At 36.4% G+C, this 17,022-nt stretch carries 18 protein-coding genes; 16 read left to right on the top strand and 2 right to left on the bottom strand.

Annotation, left to right across the window (positions count from 1 at the left end; genetic code table 11):
• Positions 1–71 precede the first annotated feature (71 nt).
• The 16 genes from LZ578_RS10305 (at position 72) to lacD (ending at position 15,415) form a co-directional block, all read left to right on the top strand.
• A complete protein-coding gene (locus tag LZ578_RS10305) occupies positions 72–968 on the top strand; it encodes a carbohydrate ABC transporter permease (protein WP_235145092.1) in 897 nt (298 codons plus the stop codon).
• A 16-nt stretch (positions 969–984) separates the two neighbouring features.
• The gene (locus LZ578_RS10300) at positions 985–1,881 is read left to right on the top strand and encodes a carbohydrate ABC transporter permease (protein WP_235145091.1); all 897 of its coding nucleotides are present in this window, start codon (positions 985–987) and stop codon (positions 1,879–1,881) included.
• 19 nt (positions 1,882–1,900) lie between these two features.
• Positions 1,901–4,066: a 1,3-beta-galactosyl-N-acetylhexosamine phosphorylase gene (gene gnpA / locus LZ578_RS10295; protein WP_235145090.1), complete on the top strand. Its 2,166-nt coding sequence runs from the start codon at positions 1,901–1,903 to the stop codon at positions 4,064–4,066.
• On the top strand, positions 4,053–4,220 hold the full coding sequence (locus LZ578_RS10290) for a DUF6903 family protein (protein ID WP_235145089.1): 168 nt from the start codon (positions 4,053–4,055) through the stop codon (positions 4,218–4,220). Before gnpA ends, LZ578_RS10290 begins: the two co-directional genes overlap by 14 nt.
• Before the next feature lie 41 nt (positions 4,221–4,261).
• Positions 4,262–5,173 (top strand): ROK family protein, encoded by a 912-nt coding sequence (locus LZ578_RS10285; protein WP_235145088.1) that lies wholly within the window; start codon positions 4,262–4,264, stop codon positions 5,171–5,173.
• 27 nt (positions 5,174–5,200) lie between these two features.
• The gene (locus LZ578_RS10280) at positions 5,201–6,661 is read left to right on the top strand and encodes an arylsulfatase (protein ID WP_235145087.1); all 1,461 of its coding nucleotides are present in this window, start codon (positions 5,201–5,203) and stop codon (positions 6,659–6,661) included.
• 183 nt (positions 6,662–6,844) lie between these two features.
• Positions 6,845–7,609, top strand: coding sequence for a GntR family transcriptional regulator (locus tag LZ578_RS10275; RefSeq protein WP_235146449.1), 765 nt, complete (start codon positions 6,845–6,847; stop codon positions 7,607–7,609).
• Between the two features lie 27 nt (positions 7,610–7,636).
• Positions 7,637–8,803 (top strand): SIS domain-containing protein, encoded by a 1,167-nt coding sequence (locus LZ578_RS10270; RefSeq protein ID WP_235145086.1) that lies wholly within the window; start codon positions 7,637–7,639, stop codon positions 8,801–8,803.
• A 137-nt stretch (positions 8,804–8,940) separates the two neighbouring features.
• A complete protein-coding gene (gene nagA, locus LZ578_RS10265; RefSeq protein ID WP_235145085.1) occupies positions 8,941–10,089 on the top strand; it encodes an N-acetylglucosamine-6-phosphate deacetylase in 1,149 nt (382 codons plus the stop codon).
• Positions 10,090–10,115: 26 nt separating this feature from the next.
• A complete protein-coding gene (agaF, locus tag LZ578_RS10260; protein WP_235145084.1) occupies positions 10,116–10,565 on the top strand; it encodes a PTS galactosamine/N-acetylgalactosamine transporter subunit IIA in 450 nt (149 codons plus the stop codon).
• Between the two features lie 2 nt (positions 10,566–10,567).
• Entirely contained in the window at positions 10,568–10,846 is a 279-nt protein-coding gene (gene yajC, locus LZ578_RS10255) for a preprotein translocase subunit YajC (protein ID WP_235145083.1), read from the top strand.
• A 90-nt stretch (positions 10,847–10,936) separates the two neighbouring features.
• Entirely contained in the window at positions 10,937–11,413 is a 477-nt protein-coding gene (agaB, locus tag LZ578_RS10250) for a PTS galactosamine transporter subunit IIB (protein WP_235145082.1), read from the top strand.
• Positions 11,414–11,443: 30 nt separating this feature from the next.
• A complete protein-coding gene (locus tag LZ578_RS10245; RefSeq protein ID WP_235145081.1) occupies positions 11,444–12,256 on the top strand; it encodes a PTS sugar transporter subunit IIC in 813 nt (270 codons plus the stop codon).
• Entirely contained in the window at positions 12,246–13,286 is a 1,041-nt protein-coding gene (locus tag LZ578_RS10240) for a PTS system mannose/fructose/sorbose family transporter subunit IID (protein ID WP_235145080.1), read from the top strand. The genes LZ578_RS10245 and LZ578_RS10240 overlap by 11 nt, the downstream gene beginning before the upstream one ends.
• Before the next feature lie 147 nt (positions 13,287–13,433).
• The gene (lacC, locus tag LZ578_RS10235) at positions 13,434–14,381 is read left to right on the top strand and encodes a tagatose-6-phosphate kinase (RefSeq protein WP_235145079.1); all 948 of its coding nucleotides are present in this window, start codon (positions 13,434–13,436) and stop codon (positions 14,379–14,381) included.
• 35 nt (positions 14,382–14,416) lie between these two features.
• Positions 14,417–15,415: a tagatose-bisphosphate aldolase gene (gene lacD, locus LZ578_RS10230; protein ID WP_235145078.1), complete on the top strand. Its 999-nt coding sequence runs from the start codon at positions 14,417–14,419 to the stop codon at positions 15,413–15,415.
• A gap of 764 nt (positions 15,416–16,179) precedes the next feature.
• Here lacD and LZ578_RS12750 read toward each other — a convergent pair.
• Both LZ578_RS12750 and LZ578_RS10225 read right to left on the bottom strand, forming a co-directional pair.
• Positions 16,180–16,566, bottom strand: a complete 387-nt coding sequence (locus LZ578_RS12750) for an MBL fold metallo-hydrolase (RefSeq protein ID WP_396326756.1) — start codon at positions 16,564–16,566, stop codon at positions 16,180–16,182.
• Between the two features lie 8 nt (positions 16,567–16,574).
• Positions 16,575–16,898, bottom strand: coding sequence for an MBL fold metallo-hydrolase (locus LZ578_RS10225; protein ID WP_235145077.1), 324 nt, complete (start codon positions 16,896–16,898; stop codon positions 16,575–16,577).
• Between the last annotated feature and the right edge of the window lie 124 nt (positions 16,899–17,022).

Raw genomic sequence — 17,022 nt, 5'->3', positions numbered from 1 at the left:
CGTTATCTTTTTTTAAATAAAAATAATGTATACAATCTAAATAATTAAAAAAATGGTATACCAAGAGGTGAATGAAAGTGGATCGAACCAAACAAAAAAATATATTTGCGGCTATTTGTTTAGCGCCTGCCTTAATTTTACTAGCTGTTTTTTTACTCTATCCAACGATAGAAGTGTTTCGGATGTCTCTCTATAACTGGGGTGGATTTTCCAATAACAAAGAGTTTGTAGGACTTAGCAACTTTAAAATTTTATGGGATGATATGAAATTTATTGAAGCCTTCCAAAACTCTATTCTATTAATTGTAGTTGTAACGTTAGTTACTTTAGTATTATCCATTTTATTTGCGGCTTTGTTAACAAGAGAAAAATTAAAAGGCGCAAATTTTTTCCGGATTATTTTCTACATACCGAATATTTTATCTATTGTTGTTATCGCAGGTATTTTTTCTGCTATTTATAATCCAACCAATGGATTGTTAAATAGTGTTTTTGGAATGCTGAACTTAGAGAGTCTTCAACGATTGTGGCTCGGAGATCAGAGTATTGTTATTTATAGTGTAGCAGGAGCTTTAATATGGCAAGCGATTGGGTATTACATGGTGATGTATATGTCCAGTATGGCAAGTATTCCTGAGAGCTTTTATGAAGCAGCTTCACTAGAAGGAGCGGGAAGAATTACTCAGTTTTTCAGTATTACCTTACCGTTAGTCTGGAATAACATTCGAACAACTTTGACATTTTTTATCATCAGTACAATCAATTTAAGTTTCTTACTGATTCAAACGATGACCGGCGGAGGCCCTGATGGATCGACTAATGTGTTTCTATTCTATATGTATAACCAAGCATATACCAACTCAGTATACGGATATGGAATGGCCATTGGTGTAGTCGTCTTCTTGTTCTCGTTTTTATTATCTGCAATCGTTAATGCAGTTACCAAGCGCGATGTACTTCAATACTAAAGGGAGGTAAGGATAAATGGGAGCTTTACAGAAAAAAACAAAAGACACTAAAAGTGTTGACCGCTTATATAAAATATTCATTTATGTAGCCATGATAACCCTTGCTATCTCTATTATTATACCAGTAGCTTGGGTATTCATAGCATCTATCAAGCAAAGTTCAGAATTTTATGGAGACCCATGGGCGATGCCGAAAGGTTTTTATTGGAAAAACTTTATTGATGCTTTTCAAGAAGCGAAGATGGGTGGGTATTTACTAAATTCTGTTTTGGTTACAGGTATGGGAATTACGATGCTACTCGCATTAGCTTTACCAGCTGCCTATGTGTTAGCGCGTTTTGAATTCCCGTTTCGAAAAACAATTCGGACCTTTGTACGAGCAGGTCTTTTCATTAATATCAGTTACATTGTTGTACCAATTTTCCTCATGCTTTTAGAATGGGATAATGGTTTAAGAGGAATGGGAGGAGCAGGTTTCTTCCTAAATAATCGATTTATCTTAGCACTCGTGTATGCAACAAATGCCTTACCTTTTACCATTCATTTATTATCGAGTTATTTTGAAACGATCCCTTTTGATTTTGAAGAAGCAGCTTATATTGATGGAGCAAGTTTATTCAAAACCATGACTTCAGTTATTATTCCGATGGCACGTCCAAGTATTGTCACGGTTATCTTATTTAACTTTTTGTCATTCTGGAATGAGTATATCTTAGCATTGACGTTAATGCCCGGCACTAAAAAGACATTGCCAGTAGGGTTAATGAACTTAATGGCAGCGGAAAGAGCCGCTACCAATTATGGAATGATGTATGCAGGAATGGTTATCGTCATGCTTCCAACCCTCATTTTATATATCATTGTCCAAAAGAAATTGACTCAAGGGATGACTGCAGGCGGAATTAAAGGATAAATATAGTAGGAGGATTATCATGCAAAAAGGAAGACTAACCTTACCAAGTGAAGAAAATTTTTATGAAGAAACAAAGGAAATAATGGAAAGGTGGGGAGCTGATGCCATCCGTGATAGTGATGGAACGACTTTGGATGAAAAAGTAAAAAGTCTACCCGTTAATATTTACTCCACCTACTTTGTAGCGCGCGGTCACAATGAATTTGCTGAAGAGCACCCAGAAGAAACCCAGCAACTTTATTTACTCTCAGAACGGACGACAGCTACAAGTAGAACAGTAGTAATTTCATTTATGAAAGGCTATTTGAAGGAACAAATCAAACCCGATTACCTTCATAATGAAAAAAAGTGGTGGGAAGTAATTGATCGCACAACTGGTGAGGTTATTGCCACTGATCAATGGGGTTTAGACAAAGAAACTCATCAAGTCACCATTCAAGATGCCACTCCATTCCATGAATATACAGTAAGTTTTCTAGCGTATATGATTTGGGATCCAACTCAAATGTACAATCAAATTACGAATGACTGGAAAAATATCCCTCATGATATTCCCTTTGATGTTCGCCAGCCAAACTCGAATCAATATATGAAAGACTATCTAGAACAATGGTTGATTGATCATCCAGATACAGATGTTGTTCGGTTTACGACTTTCTACTATCATTTTACGTTATTTTTTAACGAAGAACGCAAAGAAAAATTTGTTGATTGGTTTGGCTATGGGGGAACCGTTTCTGTCAAAGCTTTAATAGACTTTGAAGAAGCAAAAGGCTATCGTTTGCGCCCGGAACATTTTATCGATCAAGGCTATTATAATTCTACATTCCGAAACCCCTCAAAAGAATATTTGGATTATATTGATTTTATTCAAGAGTTCGTAGCAAAAGAAGCAAAGGCTTTAGTAGATTTGGTTCATGCAGCAGGAAAAGAAGCAATTATGTTCCTAGGAGACAACTGGATTGGTACCGAACCTTATGGAAAATATTTTGAACGTATTGGAATGGATGCCGTTGTAGGAAGCGTTGGCGGCGGAGCAACGTTGCGAATGATTAGTGATATTCCTCATGTAAAATATACAGAAGGCAGATTCTTACCTTATTTTTTCCCAGATACTTTTTACGAAGGAAATAATCCAGTTATTGAAGCAAATGAAAATTGGTTGACCGCTAGAAGGGCTATTATGAGAAAACCTTTAGATCGCATTGGATATGGTGGCTACTTGAGCTTGGCCTATCAATTTCCAGATTTTATTTCTTATATTGAAAAAATAGCAGATGAATTCCGTGATATTCATAGCACGATTAAAGAAGTAACACCACATACCGCTTTACGAGTAGCCGTACTAAATTCATGGGGAGCTTTACGTAGCTGGCAAAGTCATATGGTCGCCCATGCTCTTCGCTATAAACAGATTTATTCGTACCAAGGGATCTTAGAAGCTTTAAGTGGAATGCCAGTTGATGTTACTTTCATCAGCTTTGACGAAGTGATTGAATCTGGTGTACCAGAAGGAATAGATGTCATCATTAATGCTGGAGATGCAGAGACTTCCTTTTCTGGAGGAGACTATTGGCTGAATGACAAATTAGTTACGACGATTCGTGAATGGGTTTATAACGGTGGCGGACTAATAGGAATTGGAGAACCGACAGCTGTTCATCATCAAGGTCAATTCTTCCAACTTTCGCGAGTTTTTGGAGTGGATAAAGAACTAGGATTCAGCTTATCTACTGATAAATATTTTGACCAAGTAACCCCGGAACATTTTATTACGAAAGATAAAACGGAATTTGATTTTGGAGAAAGTATGAAAAATGTTTACTCTTTGAATGAATCTACTGAAATTTTGGAATACTCAAATGAAGAAATTCATCTATCCAGTCATGAATTTGGTAAAGGAAGAGGAGTATACATGGCAGGATTGCCATTCAGCATCGAAAATACAAGACTACTTTATCGCTCCCTTTATTATGCGGCACATAAAGAAGAGGAGTTTGAAAAATGGAATGTTTCGAATCCATATTGTGAAGTTCACTATTACCCAGAGATTAAAAAAGCAGCTATTGTGAATAATTCTTTAGAAATTCAAGAAACCGAATACTTTGATGGAACAGGTAACAAAGAATCAATCGTCCTTAAACCAAGTGAACTGAGATGGAAGGAGTATCATGATGAAAAATAGTGGAAACATCATTAGGGTTATCTTATTAATCATTTGTATCGTTCTAACAGTGGTTGGGCAAAAAACAATTGGAAAACCATATCTTCTCATGGAAATCCTAGGTCTTGCTGGTATGTTGGGATTACTGTGGGACTATAATCGTAAGTATGTATAAAGATTTCAATTAATTCATTTCGTGAAAGTAGGGAGAATAGAATGAAATATGCAATCGGGCTAGATATTGGTGGAACAAAAGTTGCAGCAGGAATTATTTCTGAAGAAGGAGAACTCATTCATCGTACAGAAGTAAAAAGTGATGTGACTGGAAGCGACCAAATGTATGATTCTGTTAAACAAGCTCTTCATAGCTTAATGGAAGATTCTACAATCCAGTGGGATCAAATTGAAGGAATGGGAGCGGGGATACCAGGGAAAGTAGATATTGAAAATGGCATTGCTGTTTTCCAAAATAATATTCCTTGGCCTAACTTTCCAGTAGCAGAAAAACTGCGTCAGGATTTCCCTATTCAACGAGTAGTACTTGACAATGATGTATATATGGCTGCCTTTTCAGAATGGAAAAAGGCAGAAATGAAAACAGAAGAATTATTTACCTTTGTAACCATTAGTACAGGAATATCCAGTTCATCCATTCAAAATGGAAAGTTCCTTCGTGGTGCTGGATTTGCGGGAGAAGTAGGACAAGTAGCAATCACTTCTCCTTTTACCCAAGAACATGTCACACTAGAACAAGCAGTAGCAGGACCTGGAATCGAAAAAGCAAGTCAAAAAATATATCAAGATGACCAGATCACTACCAAAGGTGTCTTTGAAAAGTATCAACAACAAGATCCGATTGCGATAGAGATTATTGATAAAGCAGCGGCTACGTTAGCGGAGGGTGTCCACATGATTGTCACACTTCTAGATCCGCACCATATTACGTTTGGCGGAAGTATTTCTACTTATAATCCTTTTTTCATTGATCTGATGAAAGAAAAAATGAATAAATGGTTGCTACCTGATCAACGACATATCTTATCGTCAATAAGTATCAGTCATTATGAAAATCTATCGGGACTAGTGGGAGCAGGTTTGCGAGTTTTTCACGCAATGAATGAAGAATAAGTGGTAGAACTGGAAGGGAGCAAACAGATGCAAAAGAAACGAAATGTTGTCTTAATAATGGTGGATCAGTTGCGCTTTGATTGTATAGGGATCAATGGAAACTCAATGATTTCTACGCCAAATCTAAATATGTTAGCGGCAGAAGGATATAATTTTAGCAATGCTTACAGTGCAACCCCTACGTGTATTCCTGCTAGAGCAGCGTTACTGACTGGTTTAAAACAAGAAAATCATAAACGAGTTGGTTATGAAGATGATGTACCTTGGGACTATGAGAAGACCATTGCTTCTGAGTTTGCTTCCAAAGGTTACTATACAAAAGCAATTGGTAAAATGCATGTTCATCCTCAACGAAAACTGATGGGATTCCATCATATTGAGTTGCACGATGGCTACTTACATGCTTCTCGAAAAACCTCTCGACCGTACGGGGAACAATTCCAACAAACAGATGATTATCTAGATTGGTTGAAGCAGAAAAAAGGATCACATGCGGATTTAATTGATAGTGGCTTGGATTGTAATTCATGGGTAGCACGGCCATGGATGATTGAAGAAGAATATCATCCGACGAATTGGTTGACGAGCCGGGCGATAGACTTTTTAGATAAAAGAGATCCAACGATGCCATTCTTTTTGAAAATGTCGTATGTGCGACCTCATTCACCTTTAGATCCTCCTCGTTATTATTTTGATATGTATATGGATCAAATAAAAGATATACCGCTATCAGAATTAGGAGATTGGGAAAAAAAACAACCTTATTTTAAAGAAGAACACAGTACTGTAGCCTTACGAGGACTTATTCCCAAAGCGGATTTGAAAAGAAGTATTGCTGCTTACTATGGATTGGTAACGCACATTGATCATCAAATCGGACGATTTATGATGCGTCTGATTGAACACGACTTAGATAAGGATACCTTAATCGTTTTTCTTTCTGATCATGGAGACCAGTTAGGAGAACATGGTTTATATCGAAAAGGATATCCCTACCAAGGAAGTGTTCACATTCCGATGATGATTTACGATCCTTATCAGTTAGTAAGTACTGCCAATGGAAAAACATTTGATGACTTAATTGAGATTCGGGATGTTTTCCCTACGTTGATTGAACTAGCTACGGGTGACAAAGTAGCCGGAATTGACGGGAAGAGTATGGTTCCTATTATTAAAGGAGATGTTGGTGCCGATACAAGAGAGTATTTACATGGAGAACATCAACTAGGAGATTATTCCAGTCAGTTCATCATTACAAAACAATGGAAATACATCTGGTACTCGGTCAGCGGACAAGAACAACTTTTCCATTTAGAAACAGATCCAGACGAATGCTTCAATTTGATTGCTGAAGAAAAATATAAAGGTGTGCAACAAAAGTTGAGAGATTATCTCATACAAGAATTATCTAATCGAGAGGAAAGGTTTGTGAAAAAAGGCAAACTTCAGACTATTTCGCACCCTATTAATGTCCTTAAAGAGATGTAAAACAAAATGCTTCGTCATCGTCAAAAACTTTGTTAGTTTTTCCATTTTCACACAAAAAAGATTTGACTTATAAAAATAAAACCAGTAATATAAAGGTGTAACTGGTAATGACAAGTAATGATGTGTCGAATACAAAATGTGTATATGAATGGGAATGTTTCAAAGGAAATGAGGTGAAAGGAGCTGTTAAATAAAGATAGTGCAATCCCACTATATAATCAGCTAATTAGTGTTCTAATAGCCTATATCAAAGATTCTCTTTCAGTGGATGATAAGATGTTATCAGAACGAGAAATTTGCGATAAGTATAATGTGAGTCGAACTACCGTACGTGTTGCTTTAAATGAGCTGGAGGAAATGGGTTTTATCTACAAACGTCATGGAAAAGGAACCTACGTTTCAGGACTTTGGAAAGAAATGAAAAATCTAACAGACTCTTATAGTTTTACGGATCAGATGCGACAATTGGGGAAAACACCCCGAACAAATCTTCTTTCATTTGAAGTCACCAAAGCTAATCCATATGTATCTAAAAATTTAGGAATGTCTGAAGGAGAGAAAGTATACAAGGTGAAACGTCTGCGTTGTGCGGATGGGACGCCGATGATGCTAGAAACTACCTATATTCCCAAGTACCTTTTTCAGGGTTTAACGAAAGAAAAATTGAAGAGCATGCCGTTGTATGAATTATATCCTACTTTGTATAATCAGGATATCAAGTATGCTGATGAAGAGTTTTTTGCTTCAATCGCTCAAGAAAAAGAAGCCAAGCAATTATCTGTTCCAACTGGAACCGCTTGTTTACGGATTTTCCGTTCTTCATACAATCAAGATAATAAAATTATTGAATTTACGATTAGTGTGGCTCGTGGTGATCAGTTTGTCTATAAGATCCGTCACTCTAGAAAAGGGCGCACGTCCGAAAAAAATAAAAATTCCCAACTATAATAAAAAAATATAAGGAGGACGTCATACATGTTTGAATTATCAAGCGAAAAATTGACCGACTTAGGAGCAGAAATTACTACAAGAGAGATTAAGCAGCAGCCAGAATTATGGCAAGAGGCTTTTGAATATTATAAAGAGGAAGAAAATCGAATCAAAGATTTTCTTGATCAAATTAAAGCAAAACATCCACATACACGTGTTATTTTTACAGGAGCAGGAAGTTCTGCATATGTAGGAGATACGGTTGTTCCTTACCTTAAAGAAGTAGGCGATGAGAAATCATTCGAATTTCAAGCAGTTCCAACAACAAGTATCGTATCAAATCCAAAATCATACTTTAAAAAAGATTTCCCAACGATCTTAGTTTCTTTTGCACGTAGTGGAAATAGTCCAGAAAGTGTTGCATCTGTTCAACATGGTCAGAATTTGGTTGATGATTTCTATCAAATTACCATTACGTGTGCACCAGAAGGGAAATTAGCTGAGAAAGCACAAGGAGACGAGAAAAATCTTCTTCTATTAATGCCAGCTCGTTCAAATGACCAAGGATTTGCAATGACAGGAAGCTTTACTTGTATGACCTTATCAGCAATTTTAGTGTTTGATCCAAAAACTGTCGATGAAAAAGCAGGATATGTTTCACAAATGAGAGCGATGGCAGAAGACTTAATGAAGAGAGAACAAGAGCTACAAGATTTAATCGATCAAGATTTTAATCGTGTGATTTACTTAGGTTCTGGTCCACAAGCTGGAATTTCTCGCGAAGTACAATTGAAAATCCTAGAATTAACAGCTGGAAAAGTAGCAACTGCTTTTGATAGTTCATTAGGCTTCCGTCACGGACCTAAATCCTTTATTGATGATAAATCAATTGCTTTCTTGTACGTATCTAATGATCCGTATACCAGACAATATGATGTAGATATGCTAAAAGAATTGAATGCAGATAAAATTGCGAAAATTGTTTACGGAATCAGCGTAGAGCAAGATAATAATTTTGATGGTTCAAACTTTACATTTGATAAGAGCTATGCAGACTTACCAGATGCATACTTAGCATTACCGTACACCATGTTTGGACAGATTATTTCCTTGATGACTGCAATTAAAGTAGGCAACAAGCCAGATACTCCAAGTCCAACGGGTACAGTAAATCGTGTTGTTAAAGGGGTCACGATTCACGAAAATCTATAAAAAAAATAAAAAAATAAAAAAGGGTACGAGGTGTAGGGCAAATGCCCCCCTCGTTATTCTTATCCAAATGAATAACAGCTCGGAGACTTTAATAAAGCCTCTCTAATTCAACTAAACAAGGAAAAGAAGGTTTTAGAATGAAAAAGTATATATATGCAGAAACATTTTATTTTCCATACGAAGTTAAGGGACCTGGTTATTTAGAAGTAAATAACGGAACCTTTGGCTCATTCCACACAGAAAAACCAGAAGATGGAAAAGTAATCGATTATAGTGGCAAACAAATTGCACCAGGACTAGTCGATACACATATTCATGGATTCAAGGGATATGATGTGATGGATAATGATGTAGAGGGATTAAGCATCATTGCAAAAGGAATTTGGCAAGGTGGAGTAACCTCCTTTCTACCAACCACTTTAACAGCTTCAACAGAACTTCTAAATGAGGTCTGCCAAACCGTTGGTGAACATGCCGATTCTTTGGAAGGTGCAAAAATTCGTGGAATATTCTTAGAAGGTCCATTCTTTAATGAGAAGTATAAAGGAGCACAAAATCCTAAATACATGGAAGATCCCTCTATTGAAAAACTAGCGAAATGGCAAGAATTATCTCAAGGACATGTTAAAAAAATTGCGATTGCTCCTGAACGAAAGGGGTCATTGGAATTCATTGATTATGCAACTAAAAATAATATTCGTACAGCGATTGCTCATACGGATGCTACTTTTGATGATTGTGAAGTAGCAGTTGAACACGGTGCCAATATCTTTGTTCATACATACAATGGAATGCGCGGTCTTCATCACCGTGAACCAGGTGTAGTTGGAGCGGCGATGAGTTTGAAGGATGTTTTCTCCGAACTCATTTGTGATGGACATCATGTTCATCCAGTAGCAGCTAAAGTGGTAATGGATGCTCATGGGCGAGAAAAAACGATGTTTGTTACCGATTGTATGCGTGGTGGAGGTATGGGAGAAGGCGATTCTATGTTAGGTGAATTCCCAGTAGAAATAAAAGATGGGGCTGCACGTTTGAAATCCAATGGTAGCTTAGCTGGTAGTGTATTAGAGTTGATTCAAGCCGTTCAAAATGTTGTCAAATGGGGAATTGCAACTCCTCAAGAAGCCATTCAAATGGCAAGTCGAGTACCAGCTGAAAGTGTTCATATCGATGATGTTTGTGGATTGATTAAAGAAGGATATGCAGCTGATTTTATCGTTCTTGATCCAAATCTACAACTAGAAAAAACATATATGGATGGGGAAATTGTTTACGAAAAATAACCATACATAACAAGGAGGAAAAAAGAATGATAGGATGTATCGTAACAGGACATGGAGAATTTGCTCCAGGTCTATCAAAAGCGCTGACAATGATTGCAGGAAAGCAAGAAAATTTCCAAGTCATTGCATTTGAAGAAGGACTTGCTTTGGATACTTATGAAGAAAGTATCCGAGCAACCCTAGAAGGATTATTGAAAGAAACAGAAGGTGTTTTAATTTTTACTGATTTATTAGGTGGAACTCCATTCCGAACAGCGATGATGGCTTCAAGTTCATTCGAAAATGTAGAAGTATTAACAGGAACCAATTTACCAATGCTTATTGAAATTGGTTTAATGCGTACATTTGAATCAGATGTAAAATCTCTTGCAAAACGTGCAGTAGAAGTCGGTACAGAAGGAATTCAGCACGTAGTATTAGAAGATGCAATGAATGAAGCAGATGATCAGTTAGATGATGACGGAGAGGGAATTTAAATATGTGGGAAAGTATTCTTGCCGCATCGATTGTGCTTCTTATATTTATTATTCTAATTGTTCTTGTCTATTACATCGTTAGTTCAAGAGGAATGAAGCAAAGAAAAAAACATTTTGAATCCTTACATCAAAATTTATCTAAAGGACAAAATGTAAGCTTTTCAAATGGGATTTATGGAACAATTCAAGCTGTACATGAAGATACCGTAGATATCCAAGTGAAATCCGGTGCAGTCATGACCGTTTCACGTTATGCTGTATCTGATATCATCAAAAAATAAAGTAATGATCAGTTTTATAAACACATTCATTATATAAAACATATAAAACGAAAAGATCCAAATGGGTCCAAATCGAAAGGGGAAACAATCATGGCAAATATACTATTAACCCGAATTGATAACCGCTTAATCCACGGTCAAGTAGCAACACAATGGAATTCTTCAGTGGGATCCAATTTACTTTTGGTTGCGAACGACAATGTTGCAGGAGATAAGATGAGACAAGGCCTGATGGATATGGCAGCACCAAATGGAGTAGCGACTCGTTACTTTACGATTGATAAGACCATTGAAATTATTCATAAAGCAGCCGACCGTCAGAAGATTTTCATTATTGTTGAAGATCCTACTGATGTTTTAAAATTAGTTGAGGGAGGTGTACCGATTAAAAAAGTAAACATCGGAAACATGCACATGTCTGAAGGGAAAAGACAAGTTGCGACTTCAGTAGCGGTTGATGAAGCCGATGTAGCAGCGTTCAAAGCATTACAAGAAAAAGGAATAGAGTTAGAAATCAGACGTGTACCTTCCATGCCTGCAGAAGAACTATCGAAATTATTTAAATAATTTTTTTCATATGAGAGGAGAGTATAAAAGATGGGTTTTGATGTAAATATTATTCAAATCATCCTGGTCTTCGTAGCAACCTTTATTGCTGGAATTGATCAGTTCAGTTTCTTAGAATCATTATATCAGCCAATCGTAATGGGTCCTGTTATTGGAGCTATTCTTGGGGATGTAACTACGGGACTAATTGTCGGTGGTACATATCAACTAATGACAATCGGAAATATGCCAGTAGGAGGAGCACAGCCTCCAAATGCTGTTATCGGTGGGATTATGGCATCAATCTTAGCAATTACACTGAAACTAGAGCCTACTGTAGCAGTTGCAACCGCAGTACCTTTCTCGCTATTAGGACAATATGGAGTAACATTAATTTTCTCCCTAATGTCACCAGCTATGGCTTATGCGGATAAAGCTGCACATGAAGCAAATCCGAAAAAAATTGTGAATTTGAATTTACTCGCGATGGCAGGAATCGGATTGATTTTTGCGACAATTGTTACTTTGTTCTTCGTAGGAGGAGCAACATTTGGTCAAACGCTTGTAGAGAAAATACCTGAATGGTTAATGGGCGGTTTGAGTGCTGCTGGTGGAATGATGCGTTATGTTGGTTTTGCGATTCTATTAAAAGTTATGGTTTCACGCGAAATGTGGGGCTTCTACTTTATGGGATTTGCATTGGCAAATATTGTAGCTGGAATCCCTAGCCTTGGTGGTTCTGCACTTTTACTACTTGCAATGGTAGGATTTGGATTCGCATTCTGGGATTTCCAAGTACAAACGAAATTTAAAAATGTAACAGTTACTGCTGGATCCAATGGAGGTGACGAAGATGGCATATAATATTCCTGATCACTATAAAAATCAAACACCTGCTCCACAATTAGATAAGAAAACATTAAACAAAATGGTATGGCGTTCTCTATTCTTGCAAGCTTCGTTTAACTATGAACGAATGCAAGCTGGTGGTTGGTTGTACGGGATTCTTCCAGGTTTAGAAAAAATCCATGATAATGATGACGATTTAAGCGCATCGATGTCTCATAACTTGGAGTTCTTTAATACTCACCCATTCTTAGTTACGTTCGTAATGGGAATTGTATTGTCCTTGGAGCAAAATAAAGCAGATATTCCTATGATCCGTGCGGTACGTGTTGCTGCAATGGGACCTTTAGGTGGTATCGGAGACGCTTTGTTCTGGTTTACATTAGTTCCAATCACAGCTGGTATTACTTCTAATATGGCTTTAACTGGAAATATTGCTGCACCATTTATATTCTTAGGTATCTTCAACATCGCGCAATTCGCTATCCGTTATGTCTTAATGCATCAGTCCTACAGACTAGGAACAGATGCAATTGGAGTCTTGACGGCAAATGCAAAAGAATTCACGCGAGCAGCAAGTATTTTAGGGATCTTTGTTGTCGGAGCATTGACCAGTCTTTATGGAGCAACTTCTTTAAATATCCAAGTTCCAAATGGTACAACATTTGAAGGAACTCCAATTACAACCGTTGTTCAAGAAAACGATATGGAAGCTTATAATGAACAGCTGTATTCGTATGATGAAAATAACAATATTTTGTTAGATGAAGAAACAGGTGAAATGGTATTAGCAGAAGGAACTACGATTCGTGAGTTATCCAATGGCGAATTCCAAATCACTTATAATGAATATGATGAAGTACCTGTAACGATTAATATTCAAGAAATCTTAGATGGAATCTTGCCACAATTGATTCCATTGACTCTAACATTACTTCTATACGTCTTGTTCATTAAGAGAAACTGGACTCCATTGAAAGCAATTGGTTTCCTACTAGTACTTGGTCTAATAGGATCCGGATTCGGACTATGGCCTTCTATTTGGTAAAAAGAATGAGGATAGAAAATTTTTGGCAGTAGCAAAATAAAAATGGCTCTGCAGATTCTTTGGCCCGTACACTCATGAAGAGAAGTCTTTTAAAATGAGACCAGGTCCAAGAACTGTGGGGCTGTTTTAGAGAGGTGATAAAAAAGAATGATTGTAACCGTAACGTTAAATCCATCTGTAGATATTTCCTATCAGGTTGACAACTTAAAAATGGATGATGTGAATCGAGTGGAAAATGTAGGAAAAACAGCTGGTGGAAAAGGGTTAAATGTAACTCGGGTAGTGGATCTATTAGATTCACAAGTTCTTGCTACAGGTATTCTAGGCGGTACTCTTGGAAGTTTTATAACCGGGCAACTTGCTGAAAATACGATTACTCAAGATTTTTTTGAAATTGAAAAAGAATCCAGAAACTGTATAGCCATTCTGCATGATGGACAACAAACTGAGATTTTGGAATCAGGTCCAACGCTAACAGTAGAAGAGGGAGACGGATTTTTGAATCACTTTAAAAATCTGTTGGAAACAAATGATGTTTCTGTATTAACAATCTCTGGAAGTTTACCAAAAGGACTTTCTGCAGATATATATAAGAAAATCATTACCTTAGCAAACGAAAAAAATATTCCAGTTGTATTGGATACATCCGGTAGCACATTAGCTGCCGTTCTAGACGATCACTCCTTAAAGATTACAGCAATCAAGCCTAATTTTGATGAGTTGAGTGCTTTGGAAAACGTCAAAATAGGAGACAATCCAGAAGACTGGAAACGTATTTTGAATGGACCAAGATTTAAGAATGTCGAATGGATTATTATTTCAATGGGAGCAGATGGAGCTTTCGCTAAACACAATGATCGATTCTATCAAGTTGAAATTCCTAAGATAAAAGTAATCAATCCGGTTGGATCTGGAGATTCTACCGTAGCTGGAATTGCTGTAAGCTTAGAAAGTAAAGACAGCGATGAGAAACTTTTGAAAACAGCTATGACAACTGGTATGCTGAATACAATGGAAGCTCAAACTGGTTTCATTAATCCAGAAAATTTTGACGAATACTATGCTAAAGTGATTGTAACTGAATTAACTGATTAAATATTGTATACACAAAATTAGAGGAGTGGTAAAGAATGTTAACCGTATCAAAGAAGAAATATGCATACCTAGAGAAACTTTCCGATAAAAACAAAATGATTAATGCACTTGCAATTGACCAACGAGGATCATTGAAAAAAATGATTGCTGCGAATAGTACAAAAGAAGTTGGGGACGAAGGAATTATTAATTTTAAAATTGAAATTTCTCGTGAACTAACACAATTCTCTTCAGCAATCTTGTTGGACCCAGAGTATGGTTTACCAGCAGCAGAAGCACGTGATGAGAATGCTGGACTTTTGATTTCTTATGAAAAAACAGGATATGATGCAACAGAAGTAGGACGTTTACCTGATTTACTTCCTATCTGGTCTGCAAAAAGAATCAAAGAACTAGGCGCAGATGCTGTCAAAATTCTTTTATACTTTGACGTAGATGAAGATGATGCAATCAATGATCAAAAACTTGCTTTCACAGAGCGTGTTGGATCCGAATGTATGGCAGAAGAAATTCCATACTTCTTAGAAATTGTGACTTATGATGCAAATAATGATGATGTAAAATCAGCAGAATATGCAAAAGTAAAACCTCACAAAGTAAATGAAGCAATGAAAATATTCTCTGATGAGCGTTACGGAGTAGATGTATTAAAAGTTGAAGTTCCTGTAAACATGAACTTTGTAGAAGGATTCGCTAAAGAAGGCGAAGCTGTATACACTCGTGAAGAAGCAATGAACTACTACAAAGAGCAATCAGAAGCAACACACCTACCATTTATCTTCTTAAGTGCTGGAGTAACAGCTGAGTTGTTCCAAGATACGGTTCGTTTTGCTAAAGAAGCAGGATCAACGTTTAACGGCGTATTGTGTGGCCGTGCAACATGGAGTAATTCTGTAGCAATCTTCGCACGTGAGGGTGCAGAAGCGGCTCAGGAATGGTTACGTTCTGAAGGACGTAAAAATATTGAAGACTTGAATGTGGCAGTTGCAGAATCAGCAAGTCCATGGACAGATAAAGTTCAAGTAGCTAAATAAAAAAAGATAGAAAAAGCCACTTCCGTAGAAGTGGCTTTTTTGTGTTTAAACTATTGTTTTAGATATTGAATGATTGATGGTAGTATCTATTATATATAAAATAGTAAAATGGTACATACATAAACTTTGTAAAAAATAATTATATTTTCATAAAAGAATATACAAGTGTAAAAAAGAAAAAACTCTATTACCTATATAATCAACATTGTGGTGTCTAACTATGTACTTTTTCTATTGTAATGTTAGTCAATTAAGCTTAATACGGGACAACTATATTATGATTACGATTGAAGTCATCAATCGTAATGTAACAATATGGGACCGTATATTAGGCAATAAAATCCAAATACGTTAAAATTGTTCTATAATCTACGAATATATTTAGAAAATCTAATTGGTTTTACAAAAAAACTCATTCGCATAAATGATAAAAACATAGTAAAATATTAATTATAGGAGGATTATTCCACCTGCATTATAAACTTTTGTTTGAAAATGGTTTGCTAAAAGAAAGGAAAAGGGAGGAATTAAGTTATTGTAGTGAATCGTGAACCAGTTGTCCGCAACCTAGAATCTGAGACATTATTAATGCAACCAACCCTCCTTATAAAATAATTAAATAAAAACTACATCTATATGATGATCCTCATGAAATATTTCCCCCACTCAAAACTGGTTGGTTATGGAAAAATGTTCAGGAAAATTTATCAAAAAAAGCGACTCTTCTCAAATTCAGAGAAGAGTCGCTTTTATGTTAGTAGGAGTTAGGAAATATAATTATTTTTTTGTAATAGACTTTCTGCTTCTAGAATCGCTTCTGGCAAAATATTCATTGCGTTTTTCAATACTTCGCCATGTCCGGTCCCTAAGAAGAAAGGTTCCAATTTAAGGAAATTTCTTACTACTTCGATACTCTGAGCTAAATCCCAATTCAAACGAGCTGGTTTTGGAAAAGCATCTCGATGTACTCCACATATCGCAGCTCCACCAAGCGTCTGTAGAACGTCACCAACGAGTAGGTAATTCTGTTCTCGATGATAAAAGCAAATATGGCCTGGTGTGTGTCCGGGTGTAAAAATAACTTCTAGTTCACCAACTTTATCACCATCTTCTAGAAAAAAGTCCGGTTCATAAGGAAGTGAATTTGGAATTCCTTCTTTTAGAGGAACTTGCTTATCTTCTCTAAGTAATTCTTTTTTAAAATAAGCTGATATTCTCTTCGAGGAAACAGAACGGGAGTATCAGGGAATGCTGTTTTAAATTTTACAAATCCACCCAGATGATCATCATGGCTATGAGTAAATGCTATTGCTTTTAAAGATAGACCGGATTGTTTTATAAGAGCAATAATTTCATTAATCTCAGAAGAATCTACTGCAGTATCTATAAGGATAAAACCATCATTTTCTTTAACTAAAAACAAGTTATTTTCTTGTGCGACTGTTATTTGAATAACATTCGCAAAGGGTTCTATTTGTAACATAAGAATTGTACCTTCCTTTACCTAGTTTCAATGGTTTATGATACCATGAGAAAGAGTACATTCGTCAAATGATACTACTTAAAAGAATAGATAATGAACAAGCTGACTTTTATTTTACTATTTT

This window comes from Jeotgalibaca sp. MA1X17-3, assembly GCF_021513155.1.
In the GTDB taxonomy this organism is placed as follows: domain Bacteria; phylum Bacillota; class Bacilli; order Lactobacillales; family Aerococcaceae; genus Jeotgalibaca.
Note: the sequence above shows the minus strand (reverse complement) of the source record. Positions and strands in the feature narration are given on the sequence as shown.